This window comes from Bartonella sp. OC16QHHD (genome assembly GCF_042194035.1).
GTDB lineage: Bacteria > Pseudomonadota > Alphaproteobacteria > Rhizobiales > Rhizobiaceae > Bartonella.
On record NZ_JBHIMJ010000082.1, the window covers coordinates 1 to 23214 of the forward strand.

Genomic DNA, 23214 nt, shown 5'->3' on the forward strand with positions numbered 1-23214 from the left:
CTGCGTTTTGCTATTCGTGAAGGTGGTCGTACTGTTGGTGCCGGTATCGTCTCTAAGATCATTGAATAAATAATGCTTGTTAAAGGGGTGTTAAAAGTGTTTTAGTTTTGAGAGTTAGGGGTATAGCTCAGTTGGTAGAGCGGCGGTCTCCAAAACCGCAGGTCGCGGGTTCAAGTCCTGCTGCCCCTGCCAAAGGGGGGGTACATATAAGGGAGTGGATTTTGCTGCCTTTTTCGCTTTTTTTGATATGGGGCTTGTTTTTTTGTGTGTGAAACGGTATTGAATAGAAAGTAAGGAAATTGCATAAGTCTGAAAGTTGGCTTTTGCATTTTTTTTCCTGTTTATTTTATTCTATAAAACACAATAGGACTAGAGAGAGTATAGTGTGACGATGGCATCTAAAACCAATCCGATTACCTTTTTGAAGCAGGTTTATGCAGAAACAATTAAAGTGAAATGGCCTACACGTCGTGAGACGGTTATTTCTACTATTATGGTTTTGTTGGTAACTGCATTGGCTTCAGCTTTCTTTTTTATTGTGGATCAGGTTATGCATTTTGGTGTTTGGCGGGTTATTGATCTTCTGAAATATCTTTTTAGTTGAGAATGTAAGGAAGTGTGACTGTGGCAGCTCGTTGGTATATTGTTCAGGCATATTCAAACTTTGAAAAGAAAGTAGCGGAAGCTATTGATAAGGAGGCAAAGCAAAAGGGACTTGATCATCTTTTTGAAAAGATTTTTGTTCCAACAGAGCGTGTTGTAGAGGTTCGTCGTGGACGCAAAGTTGATACTGAGCGAAAATTTTTTCCTGGTTATGTTCTTGTTCGTGCTGAGTTAACAGATGAAGTTTATCATCTTATTAAGAATACGCCTAAAGTGACAGGTTTTTTAGGATCAGATGCGCGTCCTGTTCCCATTTCTGATCGAGAGGTTGAGCAAATTCTCAAACAAGTTCAGGAAAGGGTTGAGTCTCCAAAGTCCTCTGTATTGTTTGAGGTTGGAGAGCAAGTTCGCGTTGCTGATGGTCCTTTTGTTTCATTTAATGGAATTGTTCAAGAGGTTGAAGAAGAGCGCTCTCGTCTTAAGGTTGAAGTGCTTATTTTTGGGCGTCCTACGCCTGTTGATTTGGAATTTAGTCAGGTTGAAAAACTCTGATTAAACTTAGAGTAGTTTTAATTACTTTAAGGAAGGAGTGGGAGGTGATTTATAGCTTTTGTCGGCTTAATGATCCGAACCACGTGACTGCAAGCGGGTAACGGGCAAGATGAATTGTCAGTATACCAGTAAAATTAAAGGCAGATTGTTATGGCAAAAAAAAGTATAGGTCAGCTTAAGTTGCAGGTCCCTGCAGGAGCTGCTACTCCATCTCCACCGATTGGTCCAGCTCTTGGGCAGCGTGGTATTAATATCATGGAATTTTGTAAGGCGTTTAATGCAGCGACACAAGAAATGGAAAAGGGGGCACCGATTCCAGTTGTTATTACGTATTACCAAGATAAATCTTTCACATTTTCTCTCAAGACGCCTCCTGTATCATTCTTTTTAAAGAAGGAAGCAAACCTGAAATCTGGCTCAAAAGAGCCTGGTAAAGTGTCTGTAGGAAGCATTTCTCGCGATAAAATTCGTTCGATTGCGGAATCAAAGATGAAAGATCTTAATGCGAATGATATTGAGGCAGCAATGCGTATGGTTGAAGGTTCTGCTCGCTCGATGGGCTTGGAAGTGGTGGGCTAATATTATGGCAAAAGTAGCAAAAAGAATAAAAAATATCCGAAAAGATATTGATTTTAATGAACTTTACGCTTTAAAAGATGCCGTTTCAATGGTTAAGGAGCGTGCTGTTGCTAAGTTTGATGAAACAATCGAAATTTCAATGAACTTGGGTGTTGATCCTCGTCATGCTGATCAAATGGTTCGAGGCGTTGCTCATTTGCCTAATGGAACAGGGAGAAATATTCGTGTTGCCGTTTTTGCTCGTGGGGATAAGGCTGAGGAAGCTAAGGCGGCAGGAGCTGATATTGTGGGTGCCGAAGATTTATTTGAAAGCGTTAATAGAGGGACTATAGATTTTGATCGTTGTATTGCAACGCCAGACATGATGCCTCTTGTTGGTCGTCTTGGTAAGATTCTTGGTCCACGGAGTTTGATGCCGAATCCGAAAGTTGGTACTGTAACACTTGATGTCGCCGGTGCTGTCAAAGCTTCTAAAGGTGGTGCTGTTGAGTTTCGTGTGGAAAAAGCTGGTATTGTGCATGCTGGTATTGGTAAGGCTTCTTTTGGTGTTGAAAAAATCGTAGAAAATATAAAAGCCTTTGCAAGTGCAGTTATTAAAGCCAAACCGCAAGGTGCAAAAGGTGAGTATATTAAGCGCGTTGCTGTTTCGTCGACTATGGGAATTGGTGTTAAAGTTGATCCAGCAACGGTTCGTTCAGAGCTAGTATAAGCTGATTTATAATTTTGTTTTGGGGTATGGGAATATCAAAATTGTATTTAAAATGCTGATTTTGATCAGCTCGCTATCTAAGCTTTATAGGGCTTAGGTTGTACCGGGAGAAATTCCGGAATATCCTGTCCGAGATTGTAGGTGATGCTTTTAAGTATCTTAATCAAAAAAAACCTGCATGAGACTGGGGTAAAAACTGAGAGTTAAAAGACTTAAAGGGTTTGAGCCAAGGTTGCCTTTGAACGCTGTGCGTGAAAAAGGGGACAGGATCCTCATCGGTGACATGAAGTGTTTTATGTTATCAAAGGTAACCAACAGGTTTGTTTTAAGCAAATCTGTTAAATGGAGAGAGACAGTGAATAGAGCGGAAAAACGCGAATTTGTTACATGGCTTAACGAGGCTTTTCGGAAGTCTGGTTCTGTTGTTGTTGCACATTATTCCGGTCTGACAGTTTCACAGATGAATGATTTGCGTTCGAAAATGGGTGAAGCTGGCGGTGCCGTTAAGGTCGCCAAAAACCGTCTTGCTAAAATCGCTCTTCAGGGCACGGAATCTGAATCGATAGTGGGTTTGTTTACTGGACAAACACTTATTGCTTATTCAGAAGATCCAATCACAGCACCGAAAGTTGCTGTTGATTTTGCGAAAAGCAATGACAAATTTGTCATACTTGGCGGTTCAATGGGTGCAACAAGTTTAACTGTAGATGCTGTGAAGTCATTGGCTTCATTGCCTTCATTAAACGAGTTGCGTGCAAAACTTGTGGGTATGATTTCTACCCCTGCGACCCGTATTGCACAGGTTGTTAATGCCCCTGCTGGTCAGGTTGCACGTGTCATTGGAGCATATGCTCAGGAGGATAAGGCGGCTTAAGGCTGTTTGTATTCACGTTTATGGAAGAGCTTTAATGCTTTTCTGTTTTTTTGAATAAGATTTAATAATGGTTAAAATCTTTTAATTGAAGGAATTTAAAAATGGCTGATCTAGAGAAGATCGTAGAAGACCTTTCTAATCTAACCCTTTTGGAAGCCGCTGAGCTTTCTAAGTTACTTGAAGAAAAGTGGGGAGTTTCGGCTGCTGCTCCTGTAGCTGTCGCTGCTGTTGCTGGTGCTGCTGCTCCAGCTGCTGAAGAAAAAACAGAATTTGATGTTATTCTTGTTGAAGGTGGCGCACAAAAAATTAATGTTATTAAGGAAGTTCGTGCTCTTACTGGACTTGGTCTTAAAGAAGCTAAAGATCTGGTTGAAGGTGCACCTAAGCCTATTAAAGAGGCTGCTTCTAAAGAAGAAGCAGAAAAAATTAAATCTCAACTTGAAGCTGCCGGTGCTAAGGTGGAACTTAAGTAAATTTAATTTTATCGGCGGGCATTTATGTTCGCCGATTTTCTTTCTCTTAATACAAAGAGGGAAAATAATGAGTAAAAAACCTTTTCCCAATGGTTTCGTAACAGGAATGGGATAGGTTTGGATTACTTACCCCTTCATCATAGAGTCAAAGAGATAAATGGCTTATGTTGGTGGGGAAAGTTAATGATGCTCATTATTGAGTGTCAAGTGAACTGGTCTGCATATGCAGGTTAATGGTATAAGGCTTTCAAGGTTGGTCTACCTTGAAGAGTAAAGATCAAGGAGCGACGATGGCTCAGACTCACGCAATGATGTCTCAATTCAATGGTCGTAAGCGCGTACGGAAATTTTTTGGTAAGATTCCTGAAGTAGCAGAAATGCCGAATCTTATTGAGGTTCAAAAAGCCTCATACGATCAATTTCTCATGGTTGAGGAACCGAAAGGTGGACGACCAGATGAAGGTTTGCAAGCTGTTTTTAAATCGGTTTTTCCTATTTCAGATTTTTCCGGTACAGCTATGCTTGAGTTTGTAGGTTATGAATTTGATTTACCAAAATTTGATGTTGAAGAGTGCCGTCAACGTGATTTAACTTATGCTGCCCCATTAAAGGTCATATTGCGTTTGATTGTTTTTGATGTTGATGAGGATACTGGCTCCAAAGATATCAAAGACATTAAAGAGCAAGGCGTTTATATGGGCGATATGCCTTTAATGACGACGAATGGTACCTTTATTGTTAATGGTACGGAGCGTGTTATTGTTTCTCAGATGCATCGTTCTCCTGGTGTCTTTTTTGACCATGATAAAGGAAAGTCCCATTCATCAGGAAAGCTTCTTTTTGCTGCTCGTGTTATTCCGTATCGAGGTTCTTGGCTTGATATTGAGTTTGATGCTAAGGACATCATTTATGCGCGTATTGATCGACGGCGCAAGATTCCTGTTACTAGTCTTTTGATGGCATTAGGTATGGATGCGTCGGATATTTTATCGACGTTTTATGATAAAGTGACTTATGAGCGTGATGGAGAAGGATGGCGAGTTCCTTATTCTGTGGATCGCTTTAAAGGAATGAAGCTCATTTCTGACCTTATAGATGCAGATAGTGGTGAAGTCGTTGCGGAGGCTGGTAAAAAATTAACAGTTCGTACTGCGAAGTCTTTGGTAGAAAAAGGACTTAAAGCGGTTAAAGTTAGTGAAGATGATTTATTAGGTTGTTATCTAGCCGAAGATATCGTCAATTACGAAACAGGTGAAATCTACCTTGAAGCTGGTGATGAAATTGACGAAAAAGTATTAAAAATTCTGCTCGATGTTAGTGCTGATCAAGTCAATATTCTTGATATTGATCACATGAATATTGGCGCTTACATCCGCAATACTTTGAAGGTGGATAAAAATGAAAGTCGGCAGGATGCGTTATTTGATATTTACCGGGTGATGCGTCCAGGTGAACCTCCAACAATCGATACAGCAGAAGCAATGTTCCATTCATTGTTTTTTGATCCAGAGCGTTATGATCTTTCAGCTGTCGGGCGTGTTAAGATGAATTTACGTATGGATCTTGATTGTCCAGACACAGTTCGCATTTTACGCCAAGAGGATATTCTTGCTGTTGTTAAGATGTTGGTTGAATTGCGTGATGGACGTGGTGAAATTGATGATATTGATAATCTTGGCAACCGTCGCGTTCGTTCCGTTGGGGAGTTGATGGAAAATCAATATCGTATTGGTCTTCTTCGTATGGAGCGTGCGATAAAAGAGCGTATGTCATCGGTTGAAATTGATACAGTTATGCCACAGGATTTAATCAATGCAAAGCCTGCGGCAGCAGCGGTCCGTGAATTTTTTGGGTCTTCACAATTGTCGCAGTTTATGGATCAAACCAATCCATTGTCAGAAATTACCCATAAGCGCCGTCTTTCTGCTCTTGGTCCAGGTGGTTTGACTCGTGAACGTGCGGGTTTTGAAGTCCGTGACGTACATCCTACGCATTATGGTCGTATTTGTCCGATTGAAACACCAGAAGGCCCCAATATTGGTCTGATTAACTCCTTAGCAACATTTGCGCGAGTTAACAAATATGGCTTTATTGAAAGCCCATATCGAAAAATTATTGATGGGAAAGTCACAAAAGAAGTTATTTATCTTTCAGCGATGGAAGAAGCAAAGCATTATGTCGCTCAGGCTAATTCTTCATTAGATAACGAAGGTCGTTTTATAGAAGAGTTTGTTGTTTGCCGTCATGCTGGTGAAGTTTTAATGGCGCCGCGTGATCATGTTGATTTGATGGATGTTTCACCAAAACAGTTGGTTTCAGTTGCAGCAGCGCTTATTCCTTTTTTGGAAAATGATGATGCGAATCGTGCGCTTATGGGATCGAACATGCAGCGTCAAGCAGTTCCTCTTGTACGCGCTGAAGCGCCATTTGTTGGGACGGGAATGGAATCTATTGTTGCGCGCGATTCAGGAGCTGCTGTAAGTGCAAAACGTAGTGGTGTTGTTGATCAAGTCGATGCTACCCGTATTGTTATCCGTGCAACAGAAGATTTAGATCCTTCAAAATCAGGCGTTGATATTTACCGCTTACAGAAATTTCAGCGTTCTAATCAGTCCACTTGTATTAATCAGCGTCCTCTTGTACATGTCGGTGATAGGGTAGAGAAAGGTGATATCATTGCAGATGGTCCATCCACGGATCTTGGTGATTTGGCTCTTGGGCGGAATGTTCTCGTAGCCTTTATGCCTTGGAATGGATACAATTATGAAGATTCTATTTTGTTATCCGAGCGCATTGTTGCTGATGATGTGTTTACTTCAATTCATATTGAGGAATTTGAAGTTGCGGCACGCGATACAAAACTTGGACCTGAGGAAATTACGCGCGACATTCCTAATGTTGCGGAAGAAGCGTTAAGAAATCTTGATGAAGCTGGCATTATTTATATTGGTGCTGAAGTTCAACCAGGTGATATTTTAGTTGGAAAGATTACCCCGAAAGGTGAAAGTCCCATGACGCCGGAAGAAAAGCTTCTGCGTGCAATTTTTGGGGAAAAGGCATCCGATGTTCGTGATACTTCTATGCGTATGCCTCCTGGGACTTTTGGTACTGTTGTTGAAGTTCGCGTTTTTAATCGCCATGGCGTGGAAAAAGATGAACGTGCGATGGCAATTGAGCGTGAAGAAATTGAGCGTTTAGCAAAAGACCGTGATGATGAACAGTCTATTCTTGATCGCAATGTTTATGCGCGCCTCACCGATATGTTGACAGGTAAAGTTGCTGTAGAAGGTCCGAAAGGCTTTTCGGGCAGCAAAAAGCTTGATAGTACAGTAATGGGGCATTATCCACGATCCCAGTGGTGGCAATTTGCTGTTGAGGATGAAAAGCTTCAAAATGAAATTGAAGCTTTGCGCAAGCAATATGATGAATCAAAAGAAGCATTACAACGTCGCTTTATGGATAAGGTTGAAAAGGTCCAAAGAGGTGATGAAATGCCTCCTGGTGTCATGAAAATGGTGAAGGTTTTTGTGGCTGTGAAGCGCAAAATCCAACCAGGTGACAAGATGGCGGGACGTCACGGGAATAAGGGTGTTGTTTCACGTATTCTTCCCGTAGAAGATATGCCATTTCTTGAAGATGGGACCCATGCTGATATCGTCTTGAATCCGCTTGGTGTGCCTAGTCGTATGAATGTTGGACAAATTCTTGAAACGCATCTTGGTTGGGCATGTGCGGGGATGGGCAAGAAGATTGGTGCTTTGTTAGAGTTATATCAAGAGACTGGGGATATATTGCCGTTGCGTCAGCGTATTGAAAATCTTATGCCTGATGATAATCATAATGAACCAGTTCGTCAGTATGATAATGAAAGCCTTTACAAATTGGCATTGCAGATGAAGAAAGGGGTTTCAATTGCAACGCCTGTTTTTGATGGAGCACATGAGTCTGATATTAACATGATGCTGGAAGACGCAGGCTTAGATAGTTCAGGGCAGGTTACGCTTTATGATGGTCGTACTGGGGAGCCTTTTGATCGTCCAGTAACGGTGGGATATATTTACATGTTGAAATTGCATCACCTTGTTGATGATAAGATTCATGCACGTTCTATTGGTCCCTATTCACTTGTTACGCAGCAGCCATTAGGAGGTAAGGCACAATTTGGTGGTCAGCGTTTTGGTGAAATGGAGGTTTGGGCACTTGAAGCTTATGGTGCTGCATACACTTTGCAGGAGATGCTAACAGTAAAATCAGATGATGTGGCTGGTCGAACAAAAGTCTATGAGGCAATTGTGCGTGGTGATGATACATTTGAGGCAGGTATACCCGAAAGCTTTAATGTGTTGGTAAAAGAAATGCGCTCACTTGCTCTTAATGTGGAGCTTGATGATGCGCGTGAACTTATTGCACAGCGGGCATTGTCTGATACGGCAGAATAATAATTCAAGGAGCGCATTAGAAAAAGGCTGCGCTCTTATTACTTTAAGAGGCTCAATAACCTTATTAAGGCTATACAGGTCATTTTTAAAAGTAAATGTCTTTTAAAGAAGATCTGTTATAAAATAGATGAGATATTACAACAGGTTCTAAGAATCTTTGAAGGAGAACAGCATGAACCACGAGGTCATGAATCTTTTCAATCCTCAAGCGCCAGCGCAGACATTTGACTCTATTCGTATTTCTATTGCGAGTCCTGAGAAAATTTTGTCCTGGTCGTATGGTGAGATTAAGAAGCCTGAGACGATTAATTATCGGACTTTTAAACCAGAGCGTGATGGTCTTTTTTGTGCACGTATATTTGGCCCTATTAAGGACTATGAATGTCTATGTGGCAAATATAAACGCATGAAGTATAAGGGCATTATTTGTGAAAAATGTGGTGTAGAGGTTACTCTTTCCCGCGTACGTCGTGAGCGTATGGGGCATATTGAACTTGCGGCACCCGTTGCGCATATATGGTTTCTTAAATCATTACCAGGTCGTATTTCTACACTTTTAGATTTAACTTTAAAAGATATTGAACGGGTTCTTTATTTTGAGAATTATATTGTAACCGAACCAGGATTGACGTCTCTTAAGCTCCATCAGCTTCTTTCTGAAGAAGAATATATGCTTGCTATTGATGAATTTGGAGAAGATCAGTTTACAGCTATGATTGGCGCTGAAGCTATTTACGAGCTTTTAGCTAGTATGGAGTTAGATAAAATCGCTAATGATTTGCGTCTTGAATTAGCTGAAACAACTTCAGAGTTAAAGCAGAAAAAATTGATTAAACGACTTAAAATCGTTGAAAATTTTCTTGAATCTGGAAATAAGCCAGAGTGGATGATTATGAAAACAATTCCGGTTATTCCACCGGATTTGCGTCCATTGGTTCCGCTTGATGGTGGGCGTTTTGCGACATCAGATCTGAATGATCTTTATCGGCGTGTTATTAATCGTAATAACCGCTTGAAACGGCTGATTGAATTGCGTGCTCCTGGAATTATCGTACGCAATGAAAAGCGTATGGTACAAGAAGCTGTTGATGCATTGTTTGATAATGGACGGCGTGGGCGTGTGATTACTGGAGCCAATAAACGTCCTCTTAAGTCTTTATCAGATATGTTGAAGGGCAAGCAAGGACGTTTTCGTCAGAACTTACTTGGGAAGCGTGTTGATTACTCGGGGCGTTCTGTTATCGTGACGGGTCCTGAATTAAAATTGCATCAATGTGGTCTTCCCAAAAAAATGGCTCTTGAATTATTTAAGCCTTTTATTTATGCGCGGCTTGATGCAAAAGGCTATTCATCAACGGTAAAGCAGGCAAAGAAGCTTGTTGAAAAAGAACATCCAGAAGTTTGGGATATCTTGGATGAGGTTATTCGTGAACACCCTGTTTTACTCAACCGTGCGCCAACATTGCACCGTTTGGGGATTCAGGCTTTTGAACCTATCTTAATTGAAGGCAAAGCTATTCAACTTCATCCACTGGTGTGTACTGCTTTTAATGCAGATTTTGATGGTGATCAGATGGCGGTTCACGTGCCGCTTTCTCTTGAAGCACAGCTTGAAGCCCGTGTTTTGATGATGTCCACCAATAATATTCTTCATCCGGCCAATGGTGCTCCCATTATTGTTCCCTCACAGGATATGGTTCTTGGTCTTTATTATCTTTCAATTGTTTCTGAAAAAGAACCAGGTGAAGGAATGGCCTTTTCTGATATAGGTGAGCTTCATTATGCCTTGGAAAATAAGGTTATAACGCTTCATACGAAGATTAAAGGCCGTGTTAAGAATATGGGGAAGGATGGAAAAGAAGTCTCTAAACTTTATGATACGACACCTGGTCGTTTGATTATCGGTGAGCTTTTGCCAAGAAGTGCGGATATCTCATTTGATATTGTCAATCAAGAGATGACGAAAAAGAACATTTCTAAAATGATTGATCATGTTTATCGGCACTGTGGACAAAAAGAGACGGTTATTTTTTGTGACCGTATTATGCAGCTTGGCTTTTCTTATGCTTGTCGTGCAGGAATTTCATTCGGTAAGGACGATATGGTTATTCCTGATAGTAAGTCGCGTTTAGTCGCAGAAACAGAAGCTTTGGCTAAGGAGTACGAACAGCAATATAATGATGGTTTGATTACACAAGGTGAAAAATACAATAAGGTTGTAGATGCTTGGGGTAAATGTACAGATCGCGTTGCAGATGAAATGATGAAACGTATTCAAGCCGTCGATATTGATCCTAAAACAGGTCGTCAACGACCGATGAATTCTATCTATATGATGTCGCACTCTGGTGCTCGTGGTTCTGCTAACCAGATGAGACAATTGGCCGGTATGCGTGGATTAATGGCAAAACCATCGGGTGAAATTATTGAAACACCCATTATATCCAATTTTAAAGAAGGTCTAACTGTTAATGAATACTTCAATTCCACGCATGGTGCACGTAAAGGACTTGCTGATACTGCGTTAAAGACGGCAAACTCTGGTTATTTAACACGGCGTCTTGTTGATGTTGCACAGGATGCTATTATTTCAGCAGTTGATTGTGGTACCGCAAAAGGGCTTACCATGCAGCCGATTGTTGATGCAGGACAAATTGTTGCCTCCCTTGGGCAAAGAATTCTTGGTCGTACAGCGCTTGTTGATATTCTACATCCTGTCTCTGGAGAGGTTATCCTTGAAGGTGGAGCAATGATTGAGGAAGCTGATGTCGCGAAGATTGAAGCAGCTGGAATTCAATCTGTTCAAATTCGTTCTGCATTAACATGTGAAACACGTCTTGGTGTTTGTGCAAAATGCTATGGTCGTGATTTGGCGCGTGGAACACCTGTTAATCAGGGAGAAGCCGTTGGTGTTATTGCTGCTCAATCCATTGGTGAGCCGGGAACACAGCTTACTATGCGTACTTTCCACTTAGGAGGAACTGCGCAGGTTGTTGATTCATCGTATTTAGAGGCATCTTATGAAGGTAAGGTGGAGATTCGTAATCGTAATGTGGTTCGTAATTCTGAAGGACATTTGGTTGTTATGGGGCGTAATATGGCTATCCTTATCAAGGATGAGTTAGGAAAAGAGCGCGTTGTACATCGTGTTAGCTATGGTGCTCATATTTTTGTTGATGATGGTGATGTGGTTAAACGTGGCCAACGTATAGCAGAATGGGATCCTTATACACGTCCAATTTTAACGGAAGTTGAAGGCTATGTGGGTTTTGAAGATATGATTGATGGTTTATCTGTCACTGAAACAGCTGATGAATCTACGGGTATTACGAAGCGTTTGGTGATTGATTGGCGCGCTAATCCACGTGGTGCGGATCTTAAACCAGCTATTATTATTCACACGGATAAAGAAGGTGAATCCATTGCTAAATTGTATAAGGGAGGTGAAGCTCGTTATATGATGTCAGTGGAAACTATTCTTTCTGTTGAGCTTGGTGCTCATGTTAAGGCTGGTGATGTTATTGCTCGTTTGCCAATGGAAAGTGCCAAGACGAAAGATATTACGGGTGGTCTTCCTCGTGTGGCTGAGCTTTTTGAAGCGCGTCGTCCAAAGGATCATGCGATTATTGCTGAAGTAAGTGGTACAATTCGATTTGGCCGTGGTTATAAGAATAAACGTCGTATCATTATTGAACCAAATGATGAAACTCTTGAGGCAGTAGAATACTTGATTCCAAAAGGTAAGTTGTTCCACTTCCAAGAAGGCGATCAAATTGAAAAGGGAGATTATATCCTTGATGGTAATCCAGCACCTCATGACATCTTGGCGATTAAGGGGGTTGAAGCTTTGGCATCTTATCTTGTTAATGAGATTCAGGAGGTTTATCGTTTGCAGGGAGTTCTTATTAATGATAAGCACATTGAAGTGATTGTTCGTCAAATGTTGCAAAAAGTTGAAATTACAGAATCTGGAGATTCTGGTTATATTCCAGGTGATAATGTTGATCGTATTGAACTTGATGAAATCAATGATAATTTGATTGCAGAAGGGAAGAAACCTGCATCTGGTAATCCCATTCTTCTTGGAATTACAAAAGCTTCTCTTCAAACGCCTTCTTTCATTTCGGCGGCATCGTTTCAGGAAACAACACGTGTTCTTACTGAAGCAGCAGTTTCTGGTAAAATTGATACTTTGCAAGGACTTAAAGAGAACGTTATTGTCGGTCGTCTTATTCCAGCAGGTACGGGTGGTACAATTTCTCAAATCCGTCGTATTGCTGCAGTTCGTGATGATTTGATTGTAGATGAGCAGCGTAAGTCTAGTAATAACGAAGTGGCTAAGGCTATGTTGACAAATATGACAACCGGGGCCGTTGCTGAATAATTTAAATACAACACCACATAATATAAAAACGTCTGAATAGAAAGTTCAGACGTTTTTTATTTCGAAATGCAGAAGTTGTATATTTTCTTGAAAAATATCAAAAATTATAAGGCGATAGTTATTTTAAACATCTTTAGTAGCTTATTGTTTTGTAATGATGCTTATCTTTCTTGTTGTTTCATTTTAAAGTTTCTTAATTTCTGAAGGCAGTATAGAAAGTTTTTTCCCAAATATGTGAAACTCAAAAATCATATTCAAGGAAAAGAGTTGATTATCTACAAATCAAATAATGATTGATTTTAAACTTTAGGAAAATTTTTAATTGATATCTTCTATAGAGATTTAAAAGGATTTATAATGAAAGATCAATAGTCTTTCTGTAATCTAAAAATAATTGATTCTCTACTATACAATGTTTATGAATGTATTTTCTTCTAAATTAGAATGCAGAAAAGTAGAGATTAAGGTGCTCACTAAGTTTTATAAAAAATAGATATATTTCTTATAACAATGTGATCTATGCAGACAGAATAATAAAATGTACGAATATTATTCAATTGGAAAATTAACACGTGAGTTTTCAATAATAGCTCGAACTTTGCTATGAAGAAGAGGGACTTCTTATCCCTTTTCGGTGTGGAAGTACACGGCTTTATACATAAACGGATCGTCATAAGTTAAAACAAATCCTGTATGCTAACAGAGTAAAATTTTCGTTGTCTGAAATATCTGATATGTTGACAATGGTTGGAAAACCACCTGATGATGAGAAAAAGCTTAAGAAATTAATTGCAGGAATTCATAAAAAACGAACTGATTTAAAGCAAAAGCAGCATGATGTTGATGATCTTCTACAGGATTTAGAACGAATTGAAGAGAGTTTTTTTGAGAGCTTAACGGAGTTGGGGGTTAGTCATTGATTATAAATTTATTTTGTCTTCTTTTAGACAAATTTCTTTCTCTTAAAAGAGATAGATTATATTATCTCTAAGGGGAATATTTACCACTGCGTGAAATGTGTAAGTCATTTAAAGAAATAGAGTGTTTGAAAAAGCTGCAAAGGTATTTTCGCAGTATATTATCCTTGATAAGAAAAAACTATTTTTCATAAAGAAAGTAAAAACAATGACAGTTTCTCCTATGAGTGTTTTTCAATCTATTTTGTCACGAAAGTCAATTCGCGCTTTTACTGATCAGCCAGTTAGTTTGGAAACAATCAAAGAAATCTTAAAACTTGCAGCACGTGCACCATCTGGAACAAATATTCAGCCATGGCAAGTAATTGTGCTTACAGGAAGTGTATTACAGAAAGTAGGGCAAGAGCTTTCACAACTTGTGCTTTCAGGTGTAAAAGGAGAGCGTGAATATAGTTATTATCCACGTCAGTGGCGTGAGCCTTATATTTCAAGGCGTCGAAAAGTTGGTTTGGATCTTTATCAGAGTCTTGGAATTCAAAAAGATGATGAAGAAAAAGTACTTCATCAAAAGGCGCGAAATTTTTTATTTTTTGATGCACCTGTAGGACTCTTATTTACAATGGATCACGACATGGAAATGGGGAGTTGGCTTGATTTGGGTATGTTTATGCAGACCATTATGTTAGCTGCACGTGGATTTGGATTAGATACCTGTCCTCAAGCTGCTTTTGCTGATTATCATAAACAGATTCGTACGCTTTTATCTATTCCTTCTGATCGCCATATTATCTGTGGTATGGCACTTGGTTATCGCGATATGAGTGCTCCAGAAAACAATTTTGAGACAGAACGAGAATCGTTAGAAAAATTTGTACGTTTCATTGAAACATATCCATAAAATATTTTATAAAATTAAGCATACGTTTTGAAGAACTTAGTGCCTTATGAAAAATATTTCCGATAAGATTTCTCATCCTTATTGAATTTTAATATTGCATATTAACACTTATTTTACTACGCTTGAAACATTAGGAGTTGTGACTCTAGGGGCATTGTCCGTTTTAAAGGTTGGCTAATGGAAAACACTATAGAAAGAAAGTGTTGGGTGGTAGCAAGACGAGCGACATTCGTGTTTATTGTTGTCATTTTTTTAGTTTATCTCGCAATTTGATTTTAAACGGAAGAAACGTTATGAAAAAGCATATATGCTCAAGCTGTACTATAGTTTAAGGTGATACGTGTTTCTATCTGTTTTTGAACTTTTTAAAATTGGGATTGGTCCTTCTAGCTCACATACGATGGGACCAATGACAGCTGCTAATATGTTTTTGCAAAAGATAGGAGATTTTTCTCAGTCGTCTGATGTTCAAGTTTCTCGTATACGTGTTTATCTTTATGGTTCTTTAGCTTTCACGGGTATTGGTCATGCAACAGATAGAGCTATCATATTAGGACTTTTAGGAGAAAAAGCTTCTACTGTTGATCCTGATAGCATGGGGTTTCTGTTAGAAAAAGTTATACGTGAAAAAAAAGTGCAACCAGTAGGTCATCCCGCTTATCAGTTTGATGTGCAACGTGATCTTATTTTTGAACGAAAGCAAATCCTCCCTGGACATACAAATGGACTAGCCTTTGAAGGACTTGATACTGATGGGAATGTTCTGTTGCGGCAGATTTATTATTCTATCGGCGGTGGCTTTGTTGTGACTGAGGATGAATTAAGCCATATGAATGATAATATACAACCAGAAGCATTTGAGGTACCATATCCATTCGATTCTGCTTGTACAATGTTATCAATGGCAGAAAAATCAGGACTTTCAATTGCTGAAATGAAGCGCTTAAATGAAGAAACAAAGATAGAGCGTTCTTCTCTTGATGTAGGGCTTGATGAAATTTTTTCAGCGATGACAAATTGCATTGATAGAGGTCTTTCACAAGAAGGTGAGTTGCCTGGTGGATTGCGTGTTCTAAGGCGCGCTAAAAAGCTGCATGAAACGCTTTTGGAAAAACAAAAGAAAAATTACAATTATCCACTTTGGGCAAATGATTGGCTTTCGGTATATGCTATAGCAGTCAATGAGGAAAATGCAGCAGGTGGTCGTGTTGTTACAGCACCAACAAATGGAGCAGCCGGTGTCGTCCCAGCCGTTTTGCGTTATTATCTTCAATTTAATGATGATTCAGATCGAGAGGGAATACATAATTTTCTATTAACGGCAGCAGCTATAGGCGGTGTTATCAAACATAATGCCTCTATTTCTGGTGCAGAAGTTGGGTGTCAAGGTGAAGTTGGAACGGCATCTTCAATGGCCGCAGCAGGGTTGACCGCAGCGTTAGGTGGAACACCAGCTCAAATTGAAAATGCGGCAGAAATTGCGCTTGAACATCACTTGGGAATGACATGTGATCCTGTTGCAGGTCTTGTACAAGTTCCTTGTATTGAGCGTAATGCAATGGGAGCTGTTAAGGCGGTAACGGCTTCTTCTCTTGCATTATATGGTAATGGAGATCATTTTGTTTCTCTTGATGCTTGTATAGAAACAATGCGCCAGACTGGTCATGATATGAGTGAACGCTATAAAGAGACAAGTAAAGGTGGTCTTGCAGTCAATGTGATATCTTGTTAAGAGCTGGAACATTTTTCAATCCATAACTGGACTTTTGGGAGAGAGATCGTATTTTCTGATAAAGCTTATGTTTTTTTCAGCGTTTATGTTGTATGGGGAGCGTTATTAAGAGGGACTTTCTTTATTGAACTTTTACAATAATCCCATCAAATGATAAGCTTTCATCTAATGAAGCTATTCATTTTTTCCAGAAAGATATCAAGGATAATTTTTTATATTAAATCCAAAAGTGGAAAAATATTGGGTATTTTTATGTCCTTAACAATGTTTTTATTGAAAGCTTGGAGATATTGGATAGTTGGAAAAGCTGTCAGAAAAATTCAACAATTTAAGAAAAAAGTATGTTTATCAAAGGGTTTTCTAAGGCTGTAGATAATGGTTAATAATAAAATAATTTTTTAGAGAAATTAAATATTTGTTGCTCCTAAACGGATTTTAATAGGCACATTACCAGTTTGGCTCGCAACGCGTAAATGAATGCGTACAGGAGGCATTATGAGACGACGGTTGCGTATTGTTTGGCAAATGAGAAGGTGAACAAGAGATTGTGTATCTAATGCAGTCGAATTATATTTTAAACCAGTAAGTTTTGCGGCAGCATCGTGAAGAGAACGCAATGAAAGGAGGGATGATTGCTTCAATAAAATTTCTTTTTTATGGAATGAAGCAAAAGCATTATCTGTCATAATACTATCCTTAACGCAGAATTCAAAAATTTTTAGTAGGCTACAGTATAGCAGTTAAAATTTGCTTTCTTTAATGTAGAGCAAGCATCAAATGCAGCTTTTTTTGATTGAAACCCTGTAAAGCGCGCTCGGTAATAACGCCGCCCATTTTTTTCAAACAGTTGCATGTGTGAAGATGCGTGTTTTAAAATAGAAAAAGCTATATTTTTTGCTTTTAAAAGTAGAGTTTTTGCTTGTTCTTCACTAGGAAGAGAACCAATTTGGATAGCCCATCCGGCATTTTCGGACAAAGAGACTGTTACAATTTTATGAGTCTCAGCCGGTATAGTTTTTTGAGGATTCGGTATTGGTATAATTACCTTATTTACAGCCGTTATTGCGATATTGGAGTTTTTAGGTTGTTCTGCAAATGCTGTCAACATAGTCGAAATTTCATCGTCAAAATTACTTGAATCAGCTTTAATGGTCGGTATAGGAGTATTGGCGCCAGTCGGTAAGTGATAGCGTACAGAAGCCATTAAACGTTCACCACTTTTCATTTGGCTTGCTTTGGGCAAATATTGTTTCAATAGGCTAGCCATATGCTCGTCACGCGCAGTAGATGATTTACCTCCCATAACAACAGCGACAACAGAGCGCCCCTCAAGACGCATCGAAGTTGCTAAATTAGAACCTGACATTTGTGTGTAGCCTGTTTTAATTCCATCGACACCTTTCATTATTTTAACAAGTTTATTGTGGCTGTTAATTTTATGTCCACGGAAATTAAAACTTTTTGTTTTGAACAATTTATATTGTTTGGGAAAATGTTTACGTAAAGCTAATGACAAAGTCGCTATATCTCGTGCTGTAGAATAATTGTGCACATCCGGAAGTCCTGAAGCATTTGCAAAATGTGTATGTTTCATGCCAAGTTTACGAGCTTTTATTGTCATCATTTGAGCGAATTTTTTTTCACTACCTCCAAGATATTCTGCAATGGCAGCAGCAACATCATTTGCGGATCTTGTAATGAGTGCTTTAGCTGCTGATTCTGCAGAAATTGTTTGGCCTGCTTTAAATCCAATTTTTGTTGGTGGACGCATTGCTGCATAATGAGAAACAGGAATTGGTGTATTTGGTGTCACACGACGCATCTGCATAGCTTCAAAGAGTAAGTACAATGTCATCATTTTTGTTAAAGAAGCAGGATAACGTTTCAGTGTTGCATTGGCTTGAAATAGAGTTTTTCCCGTAGTAGCATCTATAACAATAGCCGCATACTTATCAGGATATGCGCCTTGAGGTGTGGCTGATGCCCAACAGTAAGAAAAAGCTAACATAACAAAAGAAATTGCTATTGTTTTACAGTAGCGCATAATTTTTTGATAATTAATATACACTTGCAGTATCCTATTTCTCCATTTATCCTGAAAAACTTCTATAAAGCTTCCTTTTCTGTAATTTGTTGATGCAGTTTAGGCGAATGGTATTACTAATTTGTTTACAGAAGTTATTTTATGAGTGAGTGATTGAAGTCTAACCATAGAGGGAGATTTTTTTCTAATACAAACAGGTATTGCAATAGTTATGAAAGAATTTAAAATTAATAAAAAATGTGTTGCATGGAAAACGATAATGGGACAGACGCTCATAATAAACTCTATAGCTCATATTATGCATAATGAAAAGGGCAAGAATTGGGATGAAGGTAGGCATGGTGCGGTTATAATGCCTAAGGCTAGAGAAAAACTCGAAAAACCTAAATTATGTCGAGTTTTTTTGCTTAATGATGATTACACACCTATGGATTTTGTTGTTTTCGTTTTGAAGAACTTTTTTAAAAAAAGTTTCGAAGAGGCAACGCGGATAATGTTAAATGTTCATCACAATGGGATAGGAGAATGTGGGACTTATACTTATGAAGTCGCTGAAATGAAAATATTACAAGTGAGGGAATGTACGCGTCAAAATGAACATCCGTTACAATGTGTAATGGAATGGAAGTGAGGAGCTATGCCATCTTTTACACCTAGTCTTGAAGAGGTTTTGCATCGTGCATTAACAATTGCTACTCAAGCACGGCATGAATATGCAACACTAGAGCATCTTCTACTTGCGCTGTTAGATGATGCCGATGCAAATTCCGTTATTCAGGCTTGCCAAGTAGATGTGGAGGAATTGCGAGAGCGCTTAACCAATTATCTTCGCTCAGAGTTAGATGAACAGATTAGAGCTGATGAGGATACAAAGCCTACAGCTTTTTTCCAGCGTGTTATCCAACGTGCGGTGATTCATGCACAATCAGCTGGAAAAGATGAAGTATCGGGGGCAAATGTTCTTGTTGCAATTTTTTCTGAACGTGAAAGCCATGCAGCATATTTTCTTCAAGAGATGGGAATGACACGCTATGATGCTGTACGTTTTATTTCACAGGGTGTCACGCGTGATGATGGGTTATCCATGTTACTTGAAGGACTTGAAGAGCAATTAGATCAGCAGATTTCGGATAATGGTGAAAGAGGAACAAGTGCTTTAACGAATTATTGTGTTGATCTCAATTGTAAAGCACGTAATGGAAAAATTGATTTATTAATTGGCCGTGAAATAGAAATTTCACGCATGATTCAGATTTTATGTCGAAGGTCAAAAAACAATCCGCTTTTGGTTGGTGATCCTGGAGTAGGGAAAACAGCTATAATTGAGGGATTGGCAAAGCGCATTGTTGATGGGCAAGTGCCTGAAGTTTTATCAAATGCAACAATATTTTCTCTTGATATGGGGGGACTTGTTGCAGGTACACGTTATCGCGGTGATTTTGAAGAACGCTTAAAGCAAGTTATTAAAGAGTTTGAGCTGTATCCAGATGCTATTTTATTTATTGATGAAATCCATACCTTAATTGGAGCAGGAGCAACATTAGGGGGAAATATGGATGCAGCAAATCTTTTGAAACCTGTGTTATCTTCTGGAACTATGCGATGTATTGGTTCGACGACTTACAGAGAATATCGCAAATTCTTTGAACAAGATCGTGCTTTAGAGCGTCGTTTTCAGAAGATTGATATTAATGAACCTTCTGTTACAGATGCGATTAAAATTTTGCAGGGGATGAAGCCTTACTTTGAAGATTTTCATCAGATTAAATATACAGATCAGGCGATGAAGGCATCTGTAGAATTATCTTCACGTTATATAATTGACCGTAGGTTACCTGACAAAGCAATTGATATTATTGATGAAAGTGGCGCAGCGCAAAAGCTTTTGCCACAAAAACAACGCAAGAAGAGTATAGGTGTTAAAGAAATTGAAGCGACTGTTGCTACAATTGCAAGAATTCCACCAAAAACAGTTTCCCGGAATGATCAGAAGATACTGAGTAAGCTTGAAAGAGAACTCAAACATGTTGTTTATGGTCAAGATCAGGCAATTTCCGTCTTAGTTTCATCCATAAAATTGGCGCGAGCAGGTTTACGCGAACCGGATAAACCAATAGGAAGTTATTTATTTTCAGGACCAACAGGTGTAGGAAAAACTGAAGTTGCAAAACAGCTTGCATCATCTTTAGGCATTGAATTATTGCGTTTTGATATGTCAGAATATATGGAACGGCATACGATAGCACGTTTAATCGGAGCACCTCCAGGTTATATAGGGTTTGATCAAGGAGGTCTCCTTACAGATGCCGTTGATCAGAAACCTCACGCAGTTCTATTGCTAGATGAGATTGAGAAAGCGCACCCAGAGTTATTTAATATTTTATTGCAGGTAATGGATTATGGTAGATTAACAGACCATAATGGTAAGAAAATTGATTTCCGCAATGTTATTTTGATTATGACAACCAATGCTGGTGCTTCAGATATGGCAAAATCAGCTATTGGATTTGGGAAAGTACATCGTGATGGTGAGGATATAGAAGCAATCAATCGGTTATTTACACCAGAATTTCGTAATCGGTTAGATGCAATTATTCCGTTTGCACCTTTATCTCATTTAATCATCAATCAGATAGTGCAAAAATTTATTTTTCAGCTTGAAGCACAATTAGCTGATCGGGGAATTTGTTTTGAATTAAGCCCTTCTGCAACTTTATGGCTTTCTAATAAAGGATATGATTCTCAGATGGGAGCACGCCCATTAGGGCGTGTTATACAAGAATATATTAAAAAGCCATTAGCTGATGAAATTTTATTTGGAAAGTTACGCAATGGCGGTACCGTTCGCGTATTGACACAAAAATCAAATGGTAAAAAAGAAAGCTTACAGTTAGAAATTTCATCTTCCGATATATCTGTAAGTTCAAAGAAAAGTAAAATGGAAAACTTTACAAAAAAAACGTGTAGAAAAAAAGCACAACAACTTAAGAGTGTGTTATAAAGCTGCACGGATTTTTTTTGCATTCTCTTCAAGTATTTCTGGAGGCGTTACCATATCATTATGAGGGGTAAGCTCTATTCCCTCCATACGTGGTATAATATGGAAATGGAGGTGATAAACGGTTTGTTGACTAGCTGCTTCATTAAATTGCATGACAGTTATGCCATCTGCTTGAAAGGCTTTTTTGACGGCATTTGCAATTTTTTGAACAGCTTTAATAACAGGAAATAATGTTTCAGTATCTGCATCAAGTAAGTTTCTAGAGCCTTTTTTAGGAATGACCAGCGTATGACCTGGTGCCTGTGGCATGATATCCATAAATCCAATAACATCATCATCTTCGTAGACACGAACAGAAGGGATTTCATTGCGAATCAATTTAGCAAAAATATTGTTGTTATCATAAGCTTGTTTCATACAAATATTTCCTTTTATTGTAAGTTTAAGATTTTAATTAAAAACGAAAAAATACAAAGTTTATCAGAGTGTAAGACAAAGAAGTATTTTGACTTTAGTTATATTTAGGATGGTGCACTGTCTTATATAAAGGCTTAGATTTCTATGATGGCTTCAACTTCTACAGGAACATCCATAGGAAGAGAGGCAACACCAATAGCAGAACGGGCGTGTTTTCCAATTTCACCAAGAATATTGACGAATAAATTAGAAGCTCCATTGGCAACAAAAGGAATATCGGTAAAATGAGAATCTACAGCCACAAAAACAGTAATTTTTACCACACGTTTTATTTTATTTAAGTCACCTAGAGTTGCTTGGAGTTGAGCGAGAATATTGAGAGCGCAAGCTTCGGATGCTTTTTGGGCTTGTTCGGTATTCACAGTTGCACCAACTTTACCGATGGCTATTGGTTTTCCATTAATAAGAGGGAGTTGTCCAGAAATAAAGAGTTGATTGCCACTTTGTGAAGTGGTGATGTAATTGGCAAGGGGGGAGATTACTTCAGGAAGAGTGATTCCGAATTTCTCTAAGTTTTTTTCAATCATATTAGTCATAATTTAAACTCCATAGCTGCTCTATAATACATTCATTGTATAATCTATTTTTTGATTTAAGGAAATGTGTGGTTAATTGAGAAATTAGCCTTTTTTGCCTTATTGTATGATGTTATGCAACGGGGATAAAGTTTGGAATTTGGGAATGATTAGATCATTATTTATAATAATTTTATATATTGTTTTTTTATGTACAGCGAGAGCTGAAGAGCCTATTTTTATTGTGCCTCATCGAGCAATTTATGATTTTCATCTCGATAGCGTTTCTCATGACATGACAATTTCTGCGATGTCAGGGCGAATGGTTTACGAGCTTGCTGGTTCGGCATGCCAAGGCTATAGCACACGTTTTCGTTTCATTAGCCGTGTTTACATTGAAGATATGCCAGTACGTTTGACGGATCAACAGACGACGAGTTATGAAACAGGAGACAGCCGTACATTTCGTTTTAATATTACAGATCAAGAGGGAGAAGAGGTTGTGCATCGTGCCGAGGGAGTTGCGGAGCGTACGCAAGATGGTATTACAGTTACCTTAAAAAAGCCAAAGGAAAAAGAGTATAAGCTTGCAATGGCTGAATTTCCAATGATGCAACTAAAAAATATTATCCGCCATGCAAAAGCAGGAGATCATTTTTACAATGTTACTGTATTTGATGGGACAAATAAAGCAGATAAAGTTATAAAAGAAAGTATCGTCATAGGGGAAAAGAAGACGCTTTTATCTGATAGCGAAACGGAAAAAGTAAGAAAATTGGATGAAGAAGAATATTGGCCTGTTACAATTTCTTATTTTGATGATGGAGAAAATAAAGATGGTTTGCCGGTTTATCGTAGCAGTTTTCTCTTACATGAGAATGGTGTCATGCGTGATCTTCATATAGATTATGGAACTTTTTCAGTGCGTGCAAAATTGAACAGTCTCGAATTCTTGGAACTTGGAAAAGATCTTAATCAATGTGAAAATGCAAATATTAAATGATTAAAGAAAATAAC

The 23214-nt window shown here is 38.7% G+C and carries 18 protein-coding genes, 1 tRNA gene and 1 pseudogene; 16 read left to right on the top strand and 4 right to left on the bottom strand.

From position 1 onward, the window contains the following. The 13 genes and pseudogenes from ACFIK1_RS08340 to ACFIK1_RS08400 all read left to right on the top strand — a co-directional run. A pseudogene (locus ACFIK1_RS08340) lies at window positions 1–69 on the top strand (elongation factor Tu); the annotation flags it as partial. Between the two features lie 47 nt (window positions 70–116). After that, window positions 117–192: transfer RNA gene (locus ACFIK1_RS08345), tRNA-Trp, on the top strand. Window positions 193–391: 199 nt separating this feature from the next. Continuing rightward, entirely contained in the window at window positions 392–604 is a 213-nt protein-coding gene (gene secE / locus ACFIK1_RS08350) for a preprotein translocase subunit SecE (RefSeq protein ID WP_273790652.1), read from the top strand. Window positions 605–624: 20 nt separating this feature from the next. Continuing rightward, window positions 625–1155: a transcription termination/antitermination protein NusG gene (gene nusG / locus ACFIK1_RS08355; RefSeq protein WP_375632755.1), complete on the top strand. Its 531-nt coding sequence runs from the start codon at window positions 625–627 to the stop codon at window positions 1153–1155. Between the two features lie 150 nt (window positions 1156–1305). Next, entirely contained in the window at window positions 1306–1734 is a 429-nt protein-coding gene (gene rplK / locus ACFIK1_RS08360) for a 50S ribosomal protein L11 (protein WP_273723157.1), read from the top strand. Window positions 1735–1738: 4 nt separating this feature from the next. Further along, on the top strand, window positions 1739–2443 hold the full coding sequence (gene rplA, locus ACFIK1_RS08365; protein ID WP_375613460.1) for a 50S ribosomal protein L1: 705 nt from the start codon (window positions 1739–1741) through the stop codon (window positions 2441–2443). Between the two features lie 355 nt (window positions 2444–2798). After that, window positions 2799–3317, top strand: coding sequence for a 50S ribosomal protein L10 (rplJ, locus tag ACFIK1_RS08370; RefSeq protein ID WP_012755027.1), 519 nt, complete (start codon window positions 2799–2801; stop codon window positions 3315–3317). A gap of 101 nt (window positions 3318–3418) precedes the next feature. Next, a complete protein-coding gene (rplL, locus tag ACFIK1_RS08375) occupies window positions 3419–3790 on the top strand; it encodes a 50S ribosomal protein L7/L12 (protein WP_273790654.1) in 372 nt (123 codons plus the stop codon). Window positions 3791–4080: 290 nt separating this feature from the next. Next, the gene (gene rpoB, locus ACFIK1_RS08380) at window positions 4081–8229 is read left to right on the top strand and encodes a DNA-directed RNA polymerase subunit beta (RefSeq protein WP_375632759.1); all 4149 of its coding nucleotides are present in this window, start codon (window positions 4081–4083) and stop codon (window positions 8227–8229) included. A 172-nt stretch (window positions 8230–8401) separates the two neighbouring features. Further along, window positions 8402–12613, top strand: coding sequence for a DNA-directed RNA polymerase subunit beta' (rpoC, locus tag ACFIK1_RS08385; RefSeq protein ID WP_375662572.1), 4212 nt, complete (start codon window positions 8402–8404; stop codon window positions 12611–12613). Between the two features lie 716 nt (window positions 12614–13329). After that, on the top strand, window positions 13330–13533 hold the full coding sequence (locus ACFIK1_RS08390) for a hypothetical protein (protein ID WP_375662573.1): 204 nt from the start codon (window positions 13330–13332) through the stop codon (window positions 13531–13533). A gap of 205 nt (window positions 13534–13738) precedes the next feature. Then, window positions 13739–14428, top strand: a complete 690-nt coding sequence (locus ACFIK1_RS08395) for a nitroreductase (RefSeq protein ID WP_375618388.1) — start codon at window positions 13739–13741, stop codon at window positions 14426–14428. A 340-nt stretch (window positions 14429–14768) separates the two neighbouring features. After that, window positions 14769–16160, top strand: a complete 1392-nt coding sequence (locus ACFIK1_RS08400) for an L-serine ammonia-lyase (RefSeq protein ID WP_375632764.1) — start codon at window positions 14769–14771, stop codon at window positions 16158–16160. 407 nt (window positions 16161–16567) lie between these two features. On the opposite strand, the gene ACFIK1_RS08405 is transcribed toward ACFIK1_RS08400, so the two are convergent. Both ACFIK1_RS08405 and ACFIK1_RS08410 read right to left on the bottom strand, forming a co-directional pair. Further along, on the bottom strand, window positions 16568–16846 hold the full coding sequence (locus ACFIK1_RS08405) for a hypothetical protein (protein WP_375618379.1): 279 nt from the start codon (window positions 16844–16846) through the stop codon (window positions 16568–16570). Window positions 16847–16878: 32 nt separating this feature from the next. Then, window positions 16879–18228 carry a D-alanyl-D-alanine carboxypeptidase gene (locus tag ACFIK1_RS08410; RefSeq protein WP_375632766.1) on the bottom strand — a complete coding sequence of 450 codons (1350 nt, stop codon included), beginning with the start codon at window positions 18226–18228 and terminating at the stop codon, window positions 16879–16881. A gap of 235 nt (window positions 18229–18463) precedes the next feature. Here ACFIK1_RS08410 and clpS point away from each other — a divergent pair, with 235 nt between their 5' ends. After that, on the top strand, window positions 18464–18835 hold the full coding sequence (clpS, locus tag ACFIK1_RS08415; protein ID WP_375662593.1) for an ATP-dependent Clp protease adapter ClpS: 372 nt from the start codon (window positions 18464–18466) through the stop codon (window positions 18833–18835). A 6-nt stretch (window positions 18836–18841) separates the two neighbouring features. Next, window positions 18842–21205, top strand: coding sequence for an ATP-dependent Clp protease ATP-binding subunit ClpA (gene clpA / locus ACFIK1_RS08420; protein ID WP_375662574.1), 2364 nt, complete (start codon window positions 18842–18844; stop codon window positions 21203–21205). On the opposite strand, the gene ACFIK1_RS08425 is transcribed toward clpA, so the two are convergent. Beyond that, window positions 21200–21622, bottom strand: a complete 423-nt coding sequence (locus ACFIK1_RS08425; protein WP_375662575.1) for an HIT family protein — start codon at window positions 21620–21622, stop codon at window positions 21200–21202. The two genes, clpA and ACFIK1_RS08425, sit on opposite strands and share 6 nt — an antisense overlap. Before the next feature lie 134 nt (window positions 21623–21756). Beyond that, window positions 21757–22218 (bottom strand): RidA family protein, encoded by a 462-nt coding sequence (locus ACFIK1_RS08430; protein ID WP_208439554.1) that lies wholly within the window; start codon window positions 22216–22218, stop codon window positions 21757–21759. Between the two features lie 145 nt (window positions 22219–22363). Here ACFIK1_RS08430 and ACFIK1_RS08435 point away from each other — a divergent pair, with 145 nt between their 5' ends. Further along, the gene (locus ACFIK1_RS08435; protein WP_375662576.1) at window positions 22364–23200 is read left to right on the top strand and encodes a cell envelope integrity EipB family protein; all 837 of its coding nucleotides are present in this window, start codon (window positions 22364–22366) and stop codon (window positions 23198–23200) included. Window positions 23201–23214 lie beyond the last annotated feature (14 nt).